Annotated in this window: 20 protein-coding genes; 17 read left to right on the top strand and 3 right to left on the bottom strand. The window is 54.2% G+C overall.

The window, feature by feature from the left end; all coding sequences use genetic code 11:
- Positions 1 to 7: 7 nt before the first annotated feature.
- The 3 genes from KXR87_RS19115 (at position 8) to KXR87_RS19105 (ending at position 5490) form a co-directional block, all read left to right on the top strand.
- On the top strand, positions 8 to 1216 hold the full coding sequence (locus tag KXR87_RS19115; protein ID WP_437433791.1) for a hypothetical protein: 1209 nt from the start codon (positions 8 to 10) through the stop codon (positions 1214 to 1216).
- 132 nt (positions 1217 to 1348) lie between these two features.
- The gene (locus KXR87_RS19110; RefSeq protein ID WP_437433790.1) at positions 1349 to 4096 is read left to right on the top strand and encodes a DUF2339 domain-containing protein; all 2748 of its coding nucleotides are present in this window, start codon (positions 1349 to 1351) and stop codon (positions 4094 to 4096) included.
- The gene (locus KXR87_RS19105; protein ID WP_437433789.1) at positions 4093 to 5490 is read left to right on the top strand and encodes a DUF3999 domain-containing protein; all 1398 of its coding nucleotides are present in this window, start codon (positions 4093 to 4095) and stop codon (positions 5488 to 5490) included. The genes KXR87_RS19110 and KXR87_RS19105 overlap by 4 nt, the downstream gene beginning before the upstream one ends.
- A 1-nt stretch (position 5491) precedes the next feature.
- Here the strand turns inward: KXR87_RS19105 and acpH are convergent, their stop codons facing one another.
- Positions 5492 to 6073 (bottom strand): ACP phosphodiesterase, encoded by a 582-nt coding sequence (gene acpH, locus KXR87_RS19100; RefSeq protein WP_437433788.1) that lies wholly within the window; start codon positions 6071 to 6073, stop codon positions 5492 to 5494.
- A gap of 215 nt (positions 6074 to 6288) precedes the next feature.
- Here acpH and queA point away from each other — a divergent pair, with 215 nt between their 5' ends.
- The 8 genes from queA to yajD all read left to right on the top strand — a co-directional run bounded on the left by queA (position 6289) and on the right by yajD (position 13545).
- Positions 6289 to 7353, top strand: coding sequence for a tRNA preQ1(34) S-adenosylmethionine ribosyltransferase-isomerase QueA (gene queA, locus KXR87_RS19095; RefSeq protein WP_437433830.1), 1065 nt, complete (start codon positions 6289 to 6291; stop codon positions 7351 to 7353).
- 195 nt (positions 7354 to 7548) lie between these two features.
- Positions 7549 to 8676: a tRNA guanosine(34) transglycosylase Tgt gene (gene tgt, locus KXR87_RS19090; RefSeq protein ID WP_437433787.1), complete on the top strand. Its 1128-nt coding sequence runs from the start codon at positions 7549 to 7551 to the stop codon at positions 8674 to 8676.
- Between the two features lie 22 nt (positions 8677 to 8698).
- Positions 8699 to 9031 carry a preprotein translocase subunit YajC gene (yajC, locus tag KXR87_RS19085; protein ID WP_437433786.1) on the top strand — a complete coding sequence of 111 codons (333 nt, stop codon included), beginning with the start codon at positions 8699 to 8701 and terminating at the stop codon, positions 9029 to 9031.
- A gap of 27 nt (positions 9032 to 9058) precedes the next feature.
- Positions 9059 to 10906 (top strand): protein translocase subunit SecD, encoded by a 1848-nt coding sequence (secD, locus tag KXR87_RS19080; RefSeq protein ID WP_437433785.1) that lies wholly within the window; start codon positions 9059 to 9061, stop codon positions 10904 to 10906.
- A gap of 10 nt (positions 10907 to 10916) precedes the next feature.
- Positions 10917 to 11888 carry a protein translocase subunit SecF gene (gene secF, locus KXR87_RS19075; protein WP_437433784.1) on the top strand — a complete coding sequence of 324 codons (972 nt, stop codon included), beginning with the start codon at positions 10917 to 10919 and terminating at the stop codon, positions 11886 to 11888.
- A gap of 131 nt (positions 11889 to 12019) precedes the next feature.
- On the top strand, positions 12020 to 12385 hold the full coding sequence (locus tag KXR87_RS19070; RefSeq protein ID WP_437433783.1) for a VOC family protein: 366 nt from the start codon (positions 12020 to 12022) through the stop codon (positions 12383 to 12385).
- A gap of 32 nt (positions 12386 to 12417) precedes the next feature.
- The gene (locus tag KXR87_RS19065; protein WP_437433782.1) at positions 12418 to 13104 is read left to right on the top strand and encodes a helix-turn-helix transcriptional regulator; all 687 of its coding nucleotides are present in this window, start codon (positions 12418 to 12420) and stop codon (positions 13102 to 13104) included.
- A gap of 93 nt (positions 13105 to 13197) precedes the next feature.
- The gene (yajD, locus tag KXR87_RS19060) at positions 13198 to 13545 is read left to right on the top strand and encodes an HNH nuclease YajD (RefSeq protein WP_437433781.1); all 348 of its coding nucleotides are present in this window, start codon (positions 13198 to 13200) and stop codon (positions 13543 to 13545) included.
- Positions 13546 to 13678: 133 nt separating this feature from the next.
- Here yajD and KXR87_RS19055 read toward each other — a convergent pair whose 3' ends face one another.
- Both KXR87_RS19055 and KXR87_RS19050 read right to left on the bottom strand, forming a co-directional pair.
- Complete coding sequence (locus KXR87_RS19055; RefSeq protein WP_437433780.1) at positions 13679 to 14563, bottom strand: nucleoside-specific channel-forming protein Tsx; 885 nt, start codon at positions 14561 to 14563, stop codon at positions 13679 to 13681.
- A 291-nt stretch (positions 14564 to 14854) separates the two neighbouring features.
- Complete coding sequence (locus KXR87_RS19050) at positions 14855 to 15397, bottom strand: DUF3251 domain-containing protein (protein WP_437433779.1); 543 nt, start codon at positions 15395 to 15397, stop codon at positions 14855 to 14857.
- Positions 15398 to 15550: 153 nt separating this feature from the next.
- Here KXR87_RS19050 and nrdR point away from each other — a divergent pair, with 153 nt between their 5' ends.
- The 6 genes from nrdR to pgpA all read left to right on the top strand — a co-directional run bounded on the left by nrdR (position 15551) and on the right by pgpA (position 19656).
- Positions 15551 to 16000, top strand: a complete 450-nt coding sequence (gene nrdR / locus KXR87_RS19045) for a transcriptional regulator NrdR (protein ID WP_437433778.1) — start codon at positions 15551 to 15553, stop codon at positions 15998 to 16000.
- 2 nt (positions 16001 to 16002) lie between these two features.
- A complete protein-coding gene (gene ribD, locus KXR87_RS19040; protein WP_437433777.1) occupies positions 16003 to 17106 on the top strand; it encodes a bifunctional diaminohydroxyphosphoribosylaminopyrimidine deaminase/5-amino-6-(5-phosphoribosylamino)uracil reductase RibD in 1104 nt (367 codons plus the stop codon).
- An 89-nt stretch (positions 17107 to 17195) separates the two neighbouring features.
- Complete coding sequence (gene ribH, locus KXR87_RS19035; RefSeq protein WP_437433776.1) at positions 17196 to 17666, top strand: 6,7-dimethyl-8-ribityllumazine synthase; 471 nt, start codon at positions 17196 to 17198, stop codon at positions 17664 to 17666.
- Positions 17667 to 17686: 20 nt separating this feature from the next.
- Entirely contained in the window at positions 17687 to 18106 is a 420-nt protein-coding gene (gene nusB / locus KXR87_RS19030; protein ID WP_437433775.1) for a transcription antitermination factor NusB, read from the top strand.
- Between the two features lie 76 nt (positions 18107 to 18182).
- Entirely contained in the window at positions 18183 to 19160 is a 978-nt protein-coding gene (gene thiL / locus KXR87_RS19025) for a thiamine-phosphate kinase (protein WP_437433774.1), read from the top strand.
- Positions 19141 to 19656, top strand: coding sequence for a phosphatidylglycerophosphatase A (gene pgpA, locus KXR87_RS19020; RefSeq protein ID WP_437433829.1), 516 nt, complete (start codon positions 19141 to 19143; stop codon positions 19654 to 19656). The genes thiL and pgpA overlap by 20 nt, the downstream gene beginning before the upstream one ends.
- Positions 19657 to 19884 lie beyond the last annotated feature (228 nt).

The raw sequence follows: 19884 nt of genomic DNA, 5'->3' as shown, positions 1-19884 counted from the left end.
GCTGTTAATGCTAAAGCATTTATTTTTATTCCTTATTTTAATTTCCAATGTGGCCTTTGCGAATACCGTAGCCTGTTCTGCAGACAGCGGTTTACCCGAAAGAACGATTCATGTGCCGCTCGGCGATATTAAAGCTTCAGCTTCAATGTCGCTGTACAATCAACCGATCTACATTGCCCTCTATACCTACCGTGCGTATTTCATTGGCAATACTACGCTGAACTGTAGTTCATCAAACGGGCAGCCTGTCCCTGCTTCGCGCCAGGTGTATATTTCACCGCCAACAGAAGCAACCCACGGTGTGGCTATTAATTCAGCTGGATATCCGAGTTATGTTTTTCCAACCTCAGTTCGTGGCATTGGTGTTTCATTCGATTATTCTTCCGGCGCATCGGGGATCCCTGATAAATCAGCCTCATTAACCCTGGCCCCCTCTTTTGATATTAATCAGGGTTATTCCGGTGTTGACAGAGTTGATATTACTTTGTGGGCAACGCCAGAGTTTAAAAATAATAATAATGCTGACGGCAGGTATCAGCTAAATGATTCATTTACGTTTACCCATGCCATAACTTTAAACAATGGCGGTGATAATTTTAGTTCAGTGCCTTATCCGGACTCCTCCATTGCTAATGGCTGGGCAATGAATCGCGTTAAGCTGAATCTCAACGGGGTCATGGAAGTGCAAAATGGCACCTGCAATTTTCAGAGCAAAACGGTGCCGATGGGCAATCATCCAGTGGAGAGTGGTGCGCAACCTTCAGCATGGCGGGATGCCAGCTTTACGGTAACCTGCCCCGCAGCCTGGGGGCGGGGAGCGATTGCTGACTATAACGATAGTCATGGCTATATCGGAACCGCGGAAAAATTCAATGAATGGGGATTTAGCGTCATGGTCATCCCGCGAACGGACGTTATCGACAATAGCAGAGGCATTATAGGATTAAAAAATGGCGGTGCTTCGGGGTACGGTATCCAGCTTGCCTGGGGAAAACCCTCGGCACAACTCACCTCGGGCGAGCCTGCTAATCCGGTCGCATTCAACGCCTTAATCTATGGCATGTTTATCCCTGATATTGGTTTTCCCATGTTTGATTTTGGCGCAACGCCACAGCAGGAATTTGCGCTTTCGGCTCGCTATGTTCGATTACCCGTCGGGGTGGCTGCACCCGGCGCTGCCGACGCCAGTATTGAGGTGATTGTCACCTACCTTTAAGCCATACTGTCCTTGATGATCATGGATAAACTGAAAGGGACTCAACATCTGAGTCCCTTTCTTTTATTTTGATCGTGCGTCGGTAAATTTTTGTGCCAAAGTATAAGCACGCTACGAAATGAAGGTGAGATCATGGATGAACTGGTGCTGTTAGCCTGTGCCGTGCTTTTTATGTTGCTGGTGGTCTGTCCGGCCCTGGCGGTGATTGCATATCGAAGAAGTTCTGCTGCTCAAGATGAGCTGTGGCAGTTGCGCCAGCGGGTGGTGGCACTTGAACAACGTCTGACTGCTGAGCCGGCAACACCGTTGCCAGAGCCCCGGGCTGCGGCGCCTGCTGCTGTTCACACCGCCACTGAACCAGAGCCCCAGGCTGTTCACACAGCCACTGAACCAGAGCCTCAGGCTGTTCACACTCCCATTGAGCCAGAGCCTCTCCCGGAACCTGAGAAACCCGTTGTGGTTGAACCGGCACCTGCTAACGTCTGGGCCAGGGGGACACCGGTGACGGCGAAGCCTGTTAAGGTTTCTGCGCCCGCCACGGATGCGGCGAAAACCGCAGGCTCATCAGGCGGCATGGTTACCTCGCTGGTGCGCTGGTTTATGCAGGGCAATCCGCTGGCAAAACTGGGGATTGTGCTGCTTTTCCTCGGGCTGGGATTCCTCTTTCGCTACAGCGTTGAAAATGCGCTCTTCCCGTTATCTCTGCGCCTGATTTTTGCCGCAGTGGCGTCGATGGTATTGCTGTTTGTTGGCTGGCGGTTACGGCGTAAACAGCTGGTCTTTGCATTAATCCTGCAAGGCGGTGCCACGGGTGCGCTTTATATGACAGTGTTCGGTGCCTTCCGGCTCTGGCAGATGTTACCGATGCCCCTGGCGTTCGGTCTGTTGCTGATTATCTGTGCGGCAAGCGTTGGCCTGGCGGTGCTGCAGCGTGCACTGAGCCTGGCGATGCTGGCAAGCCTGGGAGGGTATGCGGCACCGCTGTTACTCTCTACGGGTGGCGGTAGTCACATCGCGCTCTTTTCATTCTATCTTCTGCTCTCCGTTGGCATTCTGGTCATCAGCATCTGGCAACACTGGCGCGAACTTAATCTGCTGGGGATGTTGTTTACCTTCGGTGTGGCGGGTATCTGGGGCGTTGCCGACTATCGCCCGGACTATTACCTGAGTTGCCAGCTGTTCCTGATAGCGAACCTTCTCATTTTTGGCGTCCTGAGCGTGGCGTTGTCTTTGCGGGCGCAGAAGCGTGGCGAGCGGATTGTGGACGGCGTCCTGCTGTTTGCTCCTCCGCTGATTGGCTTTGGTATGCAATATGCCATCACGCAGCATCTGACCTATGGCCCGGCGTTTAGTGCGCTGGGTTTCGGTGCCTTCTATCTGCTGCTGGCATTTGGCGCGCTGAAACGTTTTCCCTCTGCGGGCAGACCGCTGGTGCTGGCAGCGCTGGCGCTGGGGGCGGCTTTCGTCACTCTCGCTATTCCGCTGGCGCTGTCCGCCCGTTGGACCGCAATGGCATGGGCGCTGGAAGGGCTTGGCATTCTCTGGCTTGGCGTCATGCAGGGCCAACGACGCATGAGCTACAGCGGCACGGGCCTGCTGGTGCTGGCGCTGGCCAGCGCGCTGTGGGCGCTTACTGCTTCCCTGACGGCGCTTTCCCTGTTTGTCATTTTCACCGTGCTCAGCGGGACCTGGCTTGCCGCTGCCTGGCTGTGGCGTGGTATTCAACGTATCGGCAGCGAGGTGTTGCTCGCCGGTGGGATTATCTACTGGCTTATTGCGCTGTGGGGATTGTCCTGGCTTGCGCAGCCGCTCGGTGTCGAAAAGGCCTTTGGTACGCTTGCACTGCTGAGCCTGACGGTCTGGATCTGGCGTGGCGCCAGCCAGCGATTGGGCTGGCAGGCGCTCCATATTGCCGTGTGGTTATTATGGCCTGCCATGATGGTTCTTCTGTTCTGGATGCTGGCGAATGCGTCCCATCTGCTGGCCGCGGGCTGGCAAAATCTGGCCTGGTGCCTGGTTCTGCCTTCGGCGCTGTTGCTGCTGCATCGGGATCAGAAATCCTTACCGGCACCGCTCGCGGGGGGATTACATCTTTCCCTTGCGTGGATGGTGCTGCTGGCAGTCAGTTCAGAACTGTACTGGTATGTTGACGAACTCCCCTGGGGGATGGAGGCGTGGCGTAGCGGCGTGCTGATGGCGGCAGGTGGTGGCGTGATACTCCTCCTCCTTGCGGGGATTCGCCGTGCCATCTGGCCACTGCGGGTATGGCCTGCACTTTATGGCACTCTGGTGCTCCTGCCGCTTATTCCGCTGCTCGCCCTCCTGCTGGTGATGGCGAATCTCCAGGACGCACGCGCGGTTAATCTGTTCTATCTGCCACTGATTAATCCGCTCGAAGAGGGGGCTGCTTTTGCTCTCGTGGGATTATGGGCCTGGGCGCGGTTTAGTATGCCGCGGTTGACGCCTTATCTGCCCTCGGCCCCGCGCGCTATTCCGATGGCAGTGGCGGCACTGAGTTTCTGGTGGATTAATGGTCTGCTGCTGCGGGCGCTGGCAAATTATGCGGGCATAGACTGGGATAGCGAGGCGCTCTGGCATTCCCGCTTAATTCAGACCACCTTCGCGCTGTTCTGGATGCTGGGGGCACTGGTCATCATGTTGATGGCCAGCCGCCGTGGTTCCCGGCGCGGCTGGTTTTGCGGTGCAGCACTACTGGGTGTGGTCATCATCAAACTTATGCTGGTGGACAGCGCAGGTGGAGGAGGCCTGGCGCGTGCCGTGGCCTTTATTGGCGTGGCGGTGCTGGTACTGATAGTGGGCTATTTTTCGCCCTTACCACCAAAAAAGACAACAGGGTTCAATGAGGAAGAAAAACCATGAAATGGATGAGATATATTGCCGTTGGCGCACTCCTCAGCGTGGCATCAAGTGGATTCGCCCGCACGGAAGACACGCCTGAAACGCCTCAGGATTATGGCTGGGGTAAGGCGCTGGCGACGACCGAATCTTCTCCCTGGTATCGCGTAAACCTGCCTGTAGAGGTTTATGAACAAAGCGCATGGCCCGATCTTCGTGATGTGCGAGTGTTCAATCATCAGGGTGAGCGCGTCCCTTTCTCACTCGAAAAGCAGAAACTGGCACCGGCGAACGCTAAGACCACCGAACTTCGCATCTTTCCGCTCACCACCTCTCCTGTTGAGTCTGTAGAGAGCGAGGGGGCAAAGGGTGAACGGATCTGGTTACGTTCGCCAAATGGCTATGAAATCACGCTGGAAGGCGAGCGTGTTGAGGGCATCGGCAAAAGCTATCTTCTGGCGTTACCCGATAGTACCGATGATCCCTTCACTGTTTCACAGCTGCGGCTTGGCTGGGATAAACCGACGGTGAACTGGCAGGGAAAAGCCTCAGTCTACAGCAGTAGCAATATGCAGGAGTGGGTGACGATGAAGTACGATGTTCCGTTAATGGACATCGCCAGCGGGGATGACCGTCTCGCGCTGGATAAAATCAACCTTGACCTTCGCATGGGGGGCGACAGCCCGCGCTATTTGCTGGTGGTGTTTGATAAGCCGCAGCTTCCTTTCACCCTGACCCAGGCATCGGTTGTTGAAGAGCAGTTGCAGGAGAAGCCCGCGCAGGTCAGTTTACCGGGCTGGGCGACGAAAGTTTCGGCCGATGAGGTGCACTATCAGTGGACACAGCCGCAGCCGCTGACGGCGCTATCCGTCAGACTGGATTATGAAGGTGTGTTACCCGTGGCGATTGCATGGCGCCCCACGGCACAGGATGCGTGGCGGCCTCTAAAGAAAGAGCTGATTTTTAATCTTAACAATCAGGTTTCAGATGACATTGTCCTTCCCGGCCAACCGGTACAGGCAATACGCCTGACGACAGTAAATGCGCATCTCCCCGAAGCACTGCCGCAGGTGGAGGGGCTACGCGAAAGGCAGGATCTTATTTTCAACGCGCAGGGCAACGGGCCCTTTATTCTGGCCTGGGGTAATAAAGCGGCAACAGAGGCCGCTTTACCGCTCGATAGCCTGATTCCCGCCCGCCTGCGTTCACAACATGCGCCGGATACGTTGCCACAGGCTATGGGGCGCGAAGCGGTCAAACTGGGAGGCGAATCTCGTCTTAGCGCAGTGTCGCCAGCGGAAAGAGAGAGTCAGTGGTACAGGTTTTTAGTCTGGGGTGTGCTGGTGTTTGGCGCACTGGCCCTGGGCTGGATGGCGCTGCGGATCTGGCGTGACGTCCAGAAAGACAAGGCGTCCTGAGTCAGAGCGTGCGGGCTTTTGCCTGCGCCATCATGCGCGGGTAAAACTGCCAGAACAGCTGTTCCAGCGCCGCATAGTGGTCATCCAAATCCTGCCAGGAGTCGCGCAAGGCATCAAGCTTAGGGCGACGACTGGCCATACCGTTTAGTACCCGCTGAATAAACGCCATCTCCCGGTAGCGCTCCAGCCAGCGTTCAGACCATAAGTAGTCGTTAAGGTTAACAAAGCGGGGCGGGGCGTCCGGGAGGATGACACTCACCTGGGCCTGGGCATAGGCAACAAACTCAGCGAGTGGCGTTTGCGGCGAAATTTCAGCCCAGTGACGCGAGAGGAAGTGATCCCACATTACGTCGAGCGTAATCGGGGCCACACGGCGAGTGTGCGGTCGAAACCATTGGCGTGCTGCTTTCACTTCCGGCAGGTTGTCGGTCAGGACGTCTATACGTCGGTGCATGTGAATGCCTGCGACCACGTCCGCCGGGTAGAGCGCGTCGGGGTTTCCGCGCACAAAATCAGCCAGTAAATTGCCGGACAGGGAGCTGTTGGCAAGGTGAGCCAGGTGCAGGTGAGCCAGAAAATTCATTTAATTACTCGTTATAATTCCAGTTGCAGATACGCTGGCTTCTTTCGTTCTTACCGGTCACGAGGTTAATTAACGTTCCCGTTATTCTCTGGGTTACCGCGGTTCTGCAACGCGAATTATTTAGAGTATATGAACTATCCAGAGGGGTAAAGGTTGCAGGGAGAACGCCCCGGCACTAGACTACCCGCCTCTTAATTATGTCTCGAGTTAGTGTCATGCGCGTTGCCGATTTTTCCTTTGAGTTGCCAGAATCCCTGATTGCCCACTATCCCCAGCCTGAGCGCAGCAGCTGTCGCTTGCTGTCACTGGATGGGCCAACGGGCGCGCTGACGCACGGTACGTTCACCGATTTGCTCGATAAGCTCAACCCCGGCGATCTGCTGGTCTTTAACAATACCCGCGTGATCCCGGCCCGTCTGTTTGGCCGTAAAGCCAGCGGTGGCAAGATCGAAGTGCTGGTGGAGCGTATGCTCGACGATAAGCGTATTCTGGCACACATTCGTGCGTCCAAAGCGCCGAAGCCGGGAGCGGAACTGCTGCTGGGCGATGACGAGAGTATCAATGCCACGATGGTGGCGCGTCATGACGCGCTGTTTGAAGTTGAATTCAATGATGAACGTCCGGTTCTCGATATCCTCAACGCCATCGGCCATATGCCGCTGCCGCCCTACATAGACAGGCCGGACGAAGAGGCTGACCGTGAGCTTTATCAGACCGTTTACAGTCAGAAGCCGGGCGCGGTGGCCGCGCCGACCGCCGGTCTGCACTTTGATGAACCGTTGCTTGCACGCCTGCGTGAAAAAGGCATTGAGATGGCCTTCGTCACGCTGCACGTGGGGGCAGGGACCTTCCAGCCGGTGCGCGTAGATAGCATCGAAGATCACATCATGCACTCCGAATATGCCGAAGTACCGCAAGAGGTCGTCGACGCCGTACTGGCTGCAAAAGCGCGAGGTAATCGTGTTATTGCGGTCGGCACCACCTCGGTACGCTCGCTGGAGAGTGCGGCGCAGGCCGCGCAAAACGCGCTGATTGCCCCCTTCTTTGGCGACACGCAAATCTTTATCTATCCGGGTTATCAGTACAACGTCATTGATGCGCTGGTCACCAACTTCCACCTGCCGGAATCGACCCTGATCATGCTGGTTTCTGCCTTTGCCGGTTATAAACACACCATGCACGCCTATCAGGAAGCGGTTGCGCACAAATATCGCTTTTTTAGTTACGGTGACGCGATGTTTATCACGTACAATCCGCAGGCTATTTTTGAGCAACCATAAGAAGGCTATCTTATTTGCCATTTTGTCGCCGGGTTGTGCTCGCCATCCTCACGTACGATGTGTACGCGCCGGTGACAGCGCGCTGACCGAGCCAAACTGGCAGCGCCGGTAACGCCTTTAAGAATCTATTCGCTATGGAATTACGCCGTAGCGGGGTGTTAAACGTCAGACTGTTTTTCTGACGCGGGAGAAAACATGAAATTTGAACTGGATACCACCGATGGGCGCGCCCGCCGCGGCCGCCTGGTGTTTGATCGTGGCGTAGTGGAAACGCCTGCTTTTATGCCTGTCGGTACCTATGGCACCGTAAAAGGGATGACGCCGGAAGAAGTTGAAGCAACTGGCGCACAGATCATCCTCGGTAATACCTTCCATTTATGGCTGCGCCCTGGCCAGGAAATCATGAAACTGCATGGCGATCTGCATGATTTTATGCAGTGGAAAGGTCCTATTCTGACCGACTCCGGCGGCTTTCAGGTCTTCAGCCTGGGGGATATCCGTAAGATCACCGAAGCGGGCGTCCATTTCCGCAATCCGATCAACGGCGATCCCATTTTCCTCGATCCTGAAAAGTCGATGGAGATTCAATACGATCTCGGTTCCGATATCGTCATGATCTTTGACGAATGTACCCCTTACCCGGCTGATTGGGATTATGCTAAGCGCTCGATGGAAATGTCGCTGCGCTGGGCAAAACGTAGTCGTGACCGCTTTGATTCGCTGGAAAACCCGAATGCGCTTTTTGGCATCATTCAGGGCAGTGTTTACGAAGATTTACGTGATATCTCCGTCAAAGGTCTGGTAGAGATTGGCTTTGATGGCTACGCTGTCGGCGGTTTGGCTGTTGGCGAGCCTAAAGCAGATATGCACCGTATTCTGGAACATGTTTGCCCGCAAATTCCGGCAGATAAACCACGATACCTGATGGGCGTGGGTAAACCAGAAGATCTGGTGGAAGGGGTGCGTCGTGGTATCGATATGTTCGACTGTGTCATGCCAACCCGTAACGCCCGTAATGGTCATCTGTTTGTGACTAACGGCGTGGTGAAAATCCGTAACGCGAAATATAAGAGTGATACTGGCCCGCTCGATGCTGAGTGCGATTGCTACACCTGCCGCCATTATTCTCTCGCTTACCTCCATCACCTTGACCGTTGCAATGAGATATTGGGCGCGCGGCTTAATACCATTCATAACCTGCGTTATTACCAGCGCTTGATGGCGGGTTTACGTAAGGCTATTGAAGAGGGTAAATTAGAGAGCTTCGTGACTGATTTTTACCAACGTCAGGGACGGGATGTTCCGGCTTTGAACGTTGATTAATATAATTAATGAGGGAATTTGAATGAGCTTTTTTATTTCTGATGCGGTAGCAGCAGGCGGCGCACCGGCGCAGGGCAGCCCGATGTCTCTGATCCTGATGCTGGTGGTGTTTGGTCTGATTTTCTATTTCATGATCCTGCGTCCTCAGCAGAAGCGTACTAAAGAGCACAAAAACCTGATGAGCTCCATTGCGAAAGGCGATGAAGTTCTGACTACTGGCGGTCTGGTTGGTCGCGTAACCAAAGTAGCAGACACCGGCTACCTGGCTATTGCGCTGAACGATACCACTGAAGTGGTTATCAAACGTGACTTCGTAGCTGCCGTTCTGCCGAAAGGCACGATGAAGGCGCTGTAATTTCTTGTTTTCCCAAAGGGAACTGCCGTGTTAAACCGTTATCCTTTGTGGAAGTACATCATGCTGGTCGTCGTGATTATCGTCGGCCTGCTGTACGCACTTCCCAACCTGTATGGTGAGGATCCGGCTGTTCAGGTCACTGGCGCGCGCGGCGTCGCCGCCAGTGAACAAACGCTGATCCAGGTCCAGAAAACTCTACAAGAAGAAAAAATCAACGCGAAGTCTGTGGCACTGGAAAACGGCGCTATTCTCGCTCGCTTTGACACCACCGATATTCAGCTGCGCGCCCGTGAAGCGCTGGTTAATGAACTTGGCGATCAGTTTGTCGTGGCGCTCAACCTTGCTCCGGCCACCCCGTATTGGCTCACCAAAATCAATGCCGAACCCATGAAACTGGGTCTCGACCTGCGTGGCGGCGTGCACTTCCTGATGGAAGTCGATATGGACACCGCGCTTGGTAAGCTTCAGGAACAAAATATCGACAGTCTGCGTAGCGATTTACGTGAAAAAGGCATTCCTTACACCACCGTGCGTAAGGAAGAGAACTACGGTCTGAGCATTCAGTTCCGTGATTCTGCGGCACGTAATGAAGCGAATACCTATCTTGCTGCCCGCCATCGTGATCTGGTGCTGACTAACCAGGGCGATAACGTCCTGCGTGCGGTCATGACCGATGCGCGTCTGAGCGAAGCCCGTGAGTATGCTGTGCAGCAGAACATCAACATCCTGCGTAACCGTGTAAACCAACTGGGCGTGGCTGAACCGCTGGTACAGCGCCAGGGTGCTGACCGTATTGTGGTCGAACTGCCGGGTATTCAGGACACCGCGCGTGCGAAAGAGATTCTGGGCGCCACCGCAACGCTGGAATTCCGTCTGGTCAACAGCAACGTTGATCAGTCTGCCGCCGCTTCGGGTCGTGTACCGGGTGATTCTGAAGTCAAACAGATGCGTGAAGGTCAGCCGGTTGTGCTGTACAAGCGTGTCATTTTGACCGGCGATCATATTACCGATTCCACCTCCAGCCAGGATGAGTACAACCAACCGCAGGTTAACATCTCGCTCGACAGTGCGGGTGGTAACATCATGTCTAACTTCACCAAGGACAATATCGGTAAACCGATGGCCACCCTGTTTGTGGAGTACAAAGACAGCGGTAAGAAAGATGCCAACGGCCGTTCGGTGCTGGTAAAAGAGGAAGAGGTGATTAACATCGCCAATATCCAGTCTCGCCTGGGTAACAGCTTCCGTATTACCGGTATCAATAACCCGAACGAAGCGCGTCAGCTCTCTCTGCTGCTGCGTGCCGGTGCGCTGATTGCGCCGATTCAGATTGTTGAAGAGCGCACTATTGGTCCAACCCTTGGGATGCAAAACATCACGCAGGGTCTGGAAGCCTGTCTGGCGGGTCTCGTTGTTTCAATCATCTTTATGATCTTCTTCTATAAGAAGTTCGGCCTGATTGCGACCTCGGCGCTGATTGCCAACCTGGTACTGATTGTCGGCATTATGTCACTGCTTCCAGGTGCAACGCTCACTATGCCGGGTATTGCGGGTATCGTGTTAACCCTTGCGGTTGCGGTCGACGCCAACGTACTGATCAACGAACGTATCAAAGAAGAGTTGAGTAACGGACGTACGGTGCAGCAGGCGATCGACGAAGGTTACCGAGGGGCGTTCAGTTCCATTTTTGATGCCAACATCACGACGCTTATCAAGGTTCTGATCCTGTATGCGGTCGGTACCGGTGCCATTAAAGGGTTTGCCATTACAACCGGTATCGGTGTGGCGACCTCAATGTTTACCGCTATCGTCGGCACCCGTGCCATCGTGAACCTGCTGTACGGCGGCAAGCGCGTTAAAAAGCTGTCTATCTGAGGAGTGCGTTGTGGCACAGGAATACACTGTTGAACAATTGAACTACGGCCGTAAAGTCTGGGACTTTATGCGCTGGGATTACTGGGCTTTCGGTATCTCAGGTCTGCTGTTAATCGTCTCTATCGCCATTATGGGCGTGCGCGGTTTTAACTGGGGGCTTGATTTCACCGGCGGTACGGTCATCGAAATTACGCTGGAAAAACCAGCGGACATGGACATGATGCGCGAAGCGTTGCAGAAAGCGGGTTTTGAAGATCCACTGCTGCAAAACTTCGGCAGCAGCCGCGATATCATGGTGCGTATGCCCCCTGCTCAGGGTGAAACCGGTGGGCAGGAGCTGGGAAGCAAGGTGCTTCGCGTCATCAATGACGCCACCAGCCAGAACGCATCGGTAAAACGTATTGAGTTCGTCGGGCCGAGTGTAGGGGCTGATTTGGCGCAAACCGGGGCGATGGCGTTGATTGTGGCGCTGATCTCCATCCTGGTTTACGTTGGCTTCCGCTTTGAGTGGCGACTGGCTGCTGGTGTAGTTATTGCCCTTGCGCACGACGTGGTGATTACGATGGGGGTGCTGTCGCTGTTCCACATCGAAATTGACCTGACCATCGTCGCGTCACTGATGTCCGTTATCGGCTATTCGCTTAACGACAGTATCGTGGTCTCGGACCGTATTCGTGAGAACTTCCGCAAGATCCGTCGCGGCACGCCTTATGAGATTTTTAACGTGTCCCTGACCCAGACGCTGCATCGTACATTGATCACCTCTGGTACGACGTTAGTGGTTATCCTGATGCTGTATCTGTTTGGTGGCCCGATTCTGGCTGGCTTCTCACTGACCATGCTGATTGGTGTTTCCATCGGTACTGCCTCGTCCATTTACGTAGCGTCCGCGCTGGCACTGAAGCTGGGTATGAAGCGTGAACACCTGATCCAGCAAAAAGTGGAGAAAGAAGGGGCGGATCAGCCGTCCATTCTGCCTTAATCACCTTTTAGAACTGAAAACCGTGGCTTGCAGGCCACGGTTTTTTTTCGCCTGGCGATCGCTCCTGACAGTATGCTGTCAGGAGGGGGGTGGCAGACTCTCTTTGTCGAAAACACAAAGAGGGCACCACAATGAACAACATTATCAACTGGTTTGAAATCCCGGCAGCGGACCTTGAAAGAGCGACTCACTTTTACGAATACTGCGTGGGGGCAACGTTCCGTCAGGAGCATGTCGCAGGAATATCGATGGCGGTCTTTGAGTATAACGCGCCATCCATCGGCGGGGCGTTGGTTAAGTCGCCGATGTTTCAGCCTTCGACCAGTGGCACGGTGGTTTATCTTTTCACACCTGACATAACGGCCTCTCTGAAGAAAGTGTCGGAGAAAGGTGGAACCTGCTGCTTCGGCCCGGAGATTTTGCCGGAGGGTATTGGCACCATTGCGCTTATCATTGACAGTGAAGGCAACCGGGTTGGGTTGCATCAACCAGCCTGATACAAACAACACACCGTAACGGAAAATTTACCATGAGCCGCCGTGCCGATCGCCTGTTCCAGATAGTGCAAATTCTTCGCACCCGTCGTCGCGTGACGGCGGCAATGCTCGCAGAGCGACTGGAGGTCTCAGAGCGGACGGTTTATCGGGATATCCGTGATTTATCCCTCTCGGGTGTACCGATTCAGGGAGAAGCCGGGAGTGGTTATCGTTTGCTGCCCGGCTTCGATCTTCCCCCGCTGATGTTTACCGGGCTGGAGGTGGAAGCCCTGATTGCTGCCATTGGGATGTTACAAACCTGGAGCGGCGATGTACTGGCGCAGGCTGCGGGCTCGGCGCAGGAGAAGTTGCTCGGCGTGTTGCCCACCGACAGGCGCATTCTGGCGGAAAGTAACCGGATTATCACGCCGAACATGGGTAAATATTCGCAGGTCCGGCGTTGGTTTGATGTGCTGCATCAAGCGATGCGTCAGCATGACGTTGTCTACATACGTTATGAAAATGAAAAAGGTGAAGCTTCTCAGCGGGCCATTCATCCGCTGGGGCTTTCCTTCTGGGGCGAGGTCTGGGTACTGGTCGCCTGGTGCGAGCTGCGTGGCGATTACCGCTGTTTTCGACTGGATCGCTGTCAGGCGGTCGCGATCACCGGCAACGTGTTCAAGGAAAGGCCGGATCGTTCATTTGAAGATTTTATCCGCCGCCAGAAGCGCGGGGATTAAATGGGGCAACAGCGCAGTGGTAATCATTGATAAAGCAGCCAGAGCGCGCGAAACTAACGTTAATTCACCACTTACCTGGGTATCGACTTACTGATGGCTATTATCCCTAAAAACTATACGCGGCTGGAAAGCGGTTATCGCGAAAAAGCACTCAAACTCTTTCCGTGGGTATGCGGTCGCTGCTCACGTGAATTCGTCTATTCGAATCTTCGTGAACTCACGGTTCACCATATGGATCACGACCATACCAATAACCCTGAAGATGGCAGCAACTGGGAGTTATTGTGCCTGTTCTGTCACGATCATGAACATGCTAAATATACCGAGGCAGACCAGTATGGTTCGACAGTGATTGCAGGAGAGGATGCGCAGAAGGATGTCGGCGAAGCGACTTATAACCCTTTTGCAGATCTGAAAGCGATGCTTAACAAGAAAAAATAATCCCGCTACCGGCCTTACATCAGCCTCAGGAGTGTGACATAACCTGAGGCATCAAAAAAAAGCACCGACGAGAGCCTCGTGCGGTGCTTTTTTATTGCCATCCTGGATCGCCAGGGCGTGATGATGATCTGTCTTAGAAGTTGTAACCGACCACCAGGTAGCCACCCCAACCGGTAGAGCGTACGCTGAAATCGCCGTTACCGAAGTTCAGACTTGCATCGTCGTTCCACTGACCGCCGTTGTGCCAGTAACGAGCCACTACGGAGTAATGCCAGTGATCGTAGCCCAGAGAGAGGATGTGGCTGGAGGCAATAGAATCATTGGTACGGGCACGTTTGTTGTTCAGATCGTGGAAATCTTTATCGCCCAGCTCAGAACCCCAGTCGAAGTTAGTAAAACCGATGTAGCTTAACTGACCGCCCCACAGGGAGGTGATCGGAACGAAGTATTTCACTTTGAAACGGTAGCCGTCCCACTCGTTTTCGTTCGCCGCTTTGTAGTTCTGCCACTGGTATTTCGCGTAGACGTTCAGGGAAAGGCTCATCGGCAGGCCAGTGTCGATGTCGGTACCCAGACCCATGTACCAGGTGCTCTGACGACCGGATTCGTTACGACCCATATCGTAGATATAGTTGTTGGCAAAATACCACTCTTTGAACGGGCCGAAGCTCAGATCGGTACCGGTCAGCTTATCAATAGAGAAGCGCGGCTCAATTTCCATGAACAGCGGAGAGCCGTGGTTCCAGATACCTCTTGCATCAGTGTTACCGCCGAAAAACACCGGGGCGTCCAGGTAGCCATAGAAATCAAACCACTCTTTCTTGGCAAAGGCTTCATATTCCAGGTAGGTATCGTTGTGGATCTGCGGTCCGAAGCGGGTGTGATAGCTGCCGACAACGTTAACGCTCTGATGCCACCAGTCTGAGACATATTCAGGTTTGTCGGTTTCTGCCGCGTTCACGGTAAAAGACGTCGAGATCGCCAGCGCAGCGCCAGCTGCAAGTAATGTATTTTTCATAATTATGCCACTAATAAAAGATCCCTTACGGGAATGAAAGAATGCACGCATTGCGTTTCTAAATGTTTCATATTTCTGCGAGGCTATTATAAGTATCCTTGTTCACAAAAATATGTGTTGTTTCACATAACTGACACATACGTAATCGATTGCGTTCACGTTTGCGTCCAATAAACAGCGGGGATTATAATGATGAACCTCAGTGTTGCCAATAAATGAAAGCCGCCTGATATCACCCAGACGGCGTAAAAGAGATGACAACGTATGAAAAAGGGCGACAGCGCCCCAAAATTACTCAGGCGTGGCGGGCTGAATATCGTGAATGCGAACAAAGCCCAGTTGTTCAGGGGTAAGGCCATCAAGCTGGAGTGTAACCTCAACGTCGCTTGGGGCGAGGGTACTGGCAGGGGCGCTCATCAACTGGTTACGGACGTTCACCTCCTGATAATGTTCAGTGGTGCCCTGAATCTGACCCCATTCCACGGTGCCGTTGAAGGCCGGTAAAGGGTCGTTTGACTCACCCTGAATACGCAGCGTGACGCGTGTGCCATCTGCATCAGGAGCAATATTTTTCAGTGACATACGTAGCATTCCTACCTGGCTGTTCAGCCTGGCGGGAGTATTAGCCCCGGGCAGCAGGTACACGCCGCTGCTGGATTTCGCATTGAGGGCATTTTGCTGCGTTATCTTCACGGTCTCCTGATTCAGCTTGCTCATCTCTTTATTCAGCGTGCTCACGCTCTGATGCAGTTGTCGCACTTCACTTTGCTGTGCGCAGGCGCTGAGGGCAAAAACGCTTCCCAGCAACAGGGATCTTAGGTAACGTCTTGTCATTGTGTCTGTTTCCTTGAAAATGAAGATATTCTTAATGGTAGCCAGCAACCACTGCGTTGCCATCTATCCATTGTCTCAAAATCGGTCCGTCTTTGTTGTCACGCCAGTTCAGGGTAAAATAGATTTTAATTAACTCACACGTCAGGACGTCGTATGCATTGCCCATTCTGTTTCGCCGTGGATACCAAAGTAATCGATTCTCGCCTTGTGGGGGAGGGCTCCTCTGTTCGCCGCCGTCGTCAGTGTCTGGTATGCAACGAACGTTTCACAACCTTTGAAGTTGCTGAACTGGTGATGCCGCGTGTCGTCAAAAGCAATGACGTGCGTGAACCCTTCAATGAGGACAAATTGCGCGGGGGCATATTAAAAGCGCTCGAAAAGCGTCCGGTGAGCGCGGATGACGTTGAAATGGCATTGAATCATATCAAGTCACAATTACGGGCGACCGGCGAACGTGAGATTGCCAGTAAAATGATTGGTAATCTGGTGATGGAACAGCTTAAAAAACTCGATAAGGTCGCTTATATCCGTTTTGCTTCGGTATACCGCAGCTTTGAAGACATCCGCGAATTTGGCGAAGAGATCGCTCGCCTACAGGACTGATCATGCAGGACGACATCTACATGGCACGTGCGCTGAAGCTGGCGCAACGCGGTCGTTTTACCACGCATCCGAATCCAAATGTCGGGTGCGTTATCGTTAAAGACGGCGAAGTGGTTGGCGAAGGTTTCCACTATCGTGCCGGAGAGCCCCACGCCGAAGTACATGCGCTGCGCATGGCGGGTGGCAATGCAAAAGGGGCTACTGCGTATGTCACTCTGGAGCCATGCAGCCATCATGGACGCACCCCACCGTGCTGTGAGGCGCTGATCGGCGCCGGGGTAACGCGTGTCGTGGCTGCGATGCAGGATCCTAACCCGCAGGTGCAGGGGCGCGGCCTCTATCGCCTGCAGCAGGCAGGCATAGAAGTGAGCCATAGCCTGATGCTGCCAGAAGCGGAAGCCCTGAATAAAGGTTTTCTTAAACGTATGCGCACGGGGTTTCCCTACGTACAGCTTAAGCTGGGTGCCTCACTGGACGGCCGAACCGCGATGGCCAGTGGCGAAAGTCAGTGGATAACCTCGCCACAGGCGCGCCGGGATGTGCAGCGTCTTCGTGCGCAGAGCCATGCGATCCTCACCAGCAGCGAAACGGTGCTGGCAGATAACCCAAAACTGACGGTACGTTGGGATGAGCTCGGTGCCGACATTCAGGCGCATTATCCGCTGGAAAACCTGCGCCAGCCGCTGCGCGTCGTGGTGGACAGCAAAAACCGCGTGACCCCTGAGCACGCGCTGGTGCATGAAGCGGGTGAGACCTGGTTTGCACGCACGACGCCTGACAGCCGTTCATGGCCAGCCTCAGTTCGCGACCTCCCGGTGCCGGACTATAACGGCCATGTCGATCTGGTTTCGTTGATGATGCTGCTCGGCAAACAGCAAATAAACAGTATCTGGGTCGAGGCGGGAGCTCATCTGGCCGGCGCGCTGTTACAGGCGGGTCTGGTGGATGAACTTATTGTTTATCTTGCGCCAAAACTGCTGGGCACGGATGCCAGAGGGCTTTGCGCTCTGCCGGGTCTTCAGGCACTTGCCGATGCCCCCGCTTTCAAATTCAATGAGATTCGTCAGGTCGGCCCCGATCTCTGCCTGCATCTCACGCACGCGTAGCGGCGCCTGTAAAAGGGAAGCAGCGCGTCAAATATTATGATAAAATCCGCCCCCCTGCGGGGTCTGAACTGAACCTGTAAAGGAAGAGTATGAACATTATTGAAGCTAACGTTGCTACCCCGGACGCTCGCGTCGCCATCACCATCGCGCGTTTCAACAACTTTATCAATGACAGCCTGCTGGAAGGTGCGATTGACGCCCTGAAACGTATCGGCCAGGTTAACGATGACAATATTACCGTTGTTTGGGTTCCAGGTGCTTATGAGCTGCCGCTGGCGGCAGGCGCACTGGCTAAGACCGGTAAATATGACGCGGTGATTGCGCTGGGTACGGTAATTCGTGGCGGTACGGCTCACTTTGAATATGTGGCTGGTGGCGCAAGCAATGGCCTGTTGCACGTTGCACAGGACAGCGAAATCCCGGTCGCTTTTGGTGTACTGACCACTGAAAGCATTGAACAAGCTATCGAACGTGCTGGCACCAAAGCCGGTAACAAAGGTGCGGAAGCTGCATTGACCGCGCTTGAAATGATTAATGTATTGAAAGCCATTAAGGCCTGATTTTTTGTAAGGGGAAATCCGTGAAACCTGCTGCTCGTCGCCGCGCCCGTGAGTGTGCTGTCCAGGCACTCTACTCCTGGCAGTTGTCCCATAACGACGTCGCTGATGTCGAATACCAGTTCCTGGCGGAACAGGACGTTAAAGATGTTGACGTCGCGTACTTCCGTGAACTGTTAAGCGGGGTGGCGACTAACAGCGCGTATCTCGACGGCCTGATGAAGCCGTATCTGTCCCGCCTGCTCGAAGAGCTGGGCCAGGTTGAGAAAGCGGTACTGCGTATTGCGCTGTTCGAACTGTCCAAACGTTCAGACGTGCCGTACAAAGTGGCCATTAACGAAGCTATCGAACTGGCGAAAACGTTCGGCGCTGAAGATAGCCATAAGTTCGTTAACGGTGTGCTTGATAAAGCCGCCCCTGTGATTCGTCCTAACAAAAAATGATCCTCAAGCCGGAGTGGAGTGCGATGTCAAACCGCACGCTGCCCGGCTTTTTCTTTTCTACGCTGAGGCATAACGTATGGCATGCGGCGAATTTTCCCTGATTGCCCGTTATTTTGATCGTGTCAAAAATGCACGTCGCGATGTTGAAACCGGCATTGGCGATGATTGTGCACTGCTCAATGTTCCTGAGAAACAGACGCTGGCAATCAGCACTGATACCCTGGTATCAGGCATCCATTTTCTTCCTGATATCGACCCTGCCGATCTGGCCTATAAGGCGCTGGCGGTAAACGTAAGCGATTTGGCTGCGATGGGCGCGGATCCGGCATGGCTCACGCTGGCATTGACGCTTCCGGATGTTGATGAAGCCTGGCTTAAAGCCTTTAGCGACAGCCTGTTTGAACAACTCAATTATTACGATATGCAGCTTATTGGCGGCGACACCACCCGTGGCCCGCTCTCAATGACGCTGGGTATTCACGGCTATGTGCCGGTTGGCCGAGCGCTCAAGCGCACCGGTGCAAAGCCGGGTGACTGGATTTACGTGACCGGTACGCCAGGAGACAGCGCCGCCGGGCTGGCTATTTTGCAGGATCGTTTGCAGGTGAAGGATGCCACGGATGCCCGTTATCTGCTGCAACGCCACCTGCGCCCCATGCCGCGTGTGCTGCACGGTCAGGCGCTGCGTGGTCTGGCGACCTCCGCAATTGATCTTTCTGACGGACTGATTTCCGATCTCGGGCATATCCTCACCGCAAGCGAATGCGGCGCGCGTATTGATCTGGACGCACTACCTTATTCAGAAGCGATGAAGCGACATGTGGATGCGGAGCAGGCGCTGCGCTGGGCGCTGTCGGGTGGTGAAGATTACGAACTGTGCTTTACCGTACCGGAGCTTAACCGTGGTGCGCTTGAGGTCGCGGTCGGCCATCTTGGCGCACCGGTGACCTGCATCGGCCAGATGAGTGCGGATGTAGACGGTATACATTTTACTCGTGACGATAAAACCGTGACGCTTGACTGGAAGGGATACGATCACTTTGCCGCTCTTTAAGAAAGACATTGCCAAAAGCCGTCTCAAAATGAGTAACCCGTGGCACCTGCTGGCCACAGGATTTGGTAGCGGGCTGAGCCCTGTCATACCCGGGACGATGGGGTCGCTTGCGGCGATCCCCTTCTGGTACCTGATGACACTGCTCCCCTGGCAGCTCTATTCCTTACTGGTTATGTTGGGAATCAGCCTCGGGGTTTACCTCTGTCATCAAACCGCGAAGGACATGGGTGTTCACGACCACGGCAGTATCGTCTGGGATGAGTTTATCGGTATGTGGATAACCCTGATGGCGTTACCGACCAACGACTGGCAGTGGGTTGCTGCGGGATTTGTCATTTTCCGCATTCTTGATATGTGGAAGCCGTGGCCGATTCGCTGGTTTGACAGAAACGTGCATGGTGGGATGGGTATCATGGTTGATGATATTGTCGCCGGGATTATCTCCGCAGGTATTTTGTATGCGGTAGGACATCACTGGCCGCTGGGGCTCATTTAACCCGTTTCCCTCTCCCGCCGGGCTGAAGAATTCCCAGTAATATGACGTTTTGCAGCGATATCACAGTCCCATGAGAATAAAACCGTCACCGCGATGACAGGGTCCGGCTGAAAATCGATGAGGCGTTGACGGCTGACCGGGGCCGCCCGCAGGGAAGCGGGCGGAGGGGATAGCCTGCAGGGAGGCAGGCTGGTCCCCGACCCGATAGTCAGACGACATAAGACGACA

It is taken from the genome of Yokenella regensburgei (assembly GCF_051486985.1).
GTDB lineage: Bacteria > Pseudomonadota > Gammaproteobacteria > Enterobacterales > Enterobacteriaceae > CBFFRJ01.
This window is presented reverse-complemented; position numbering and strand designations above follow the sequence as displayed.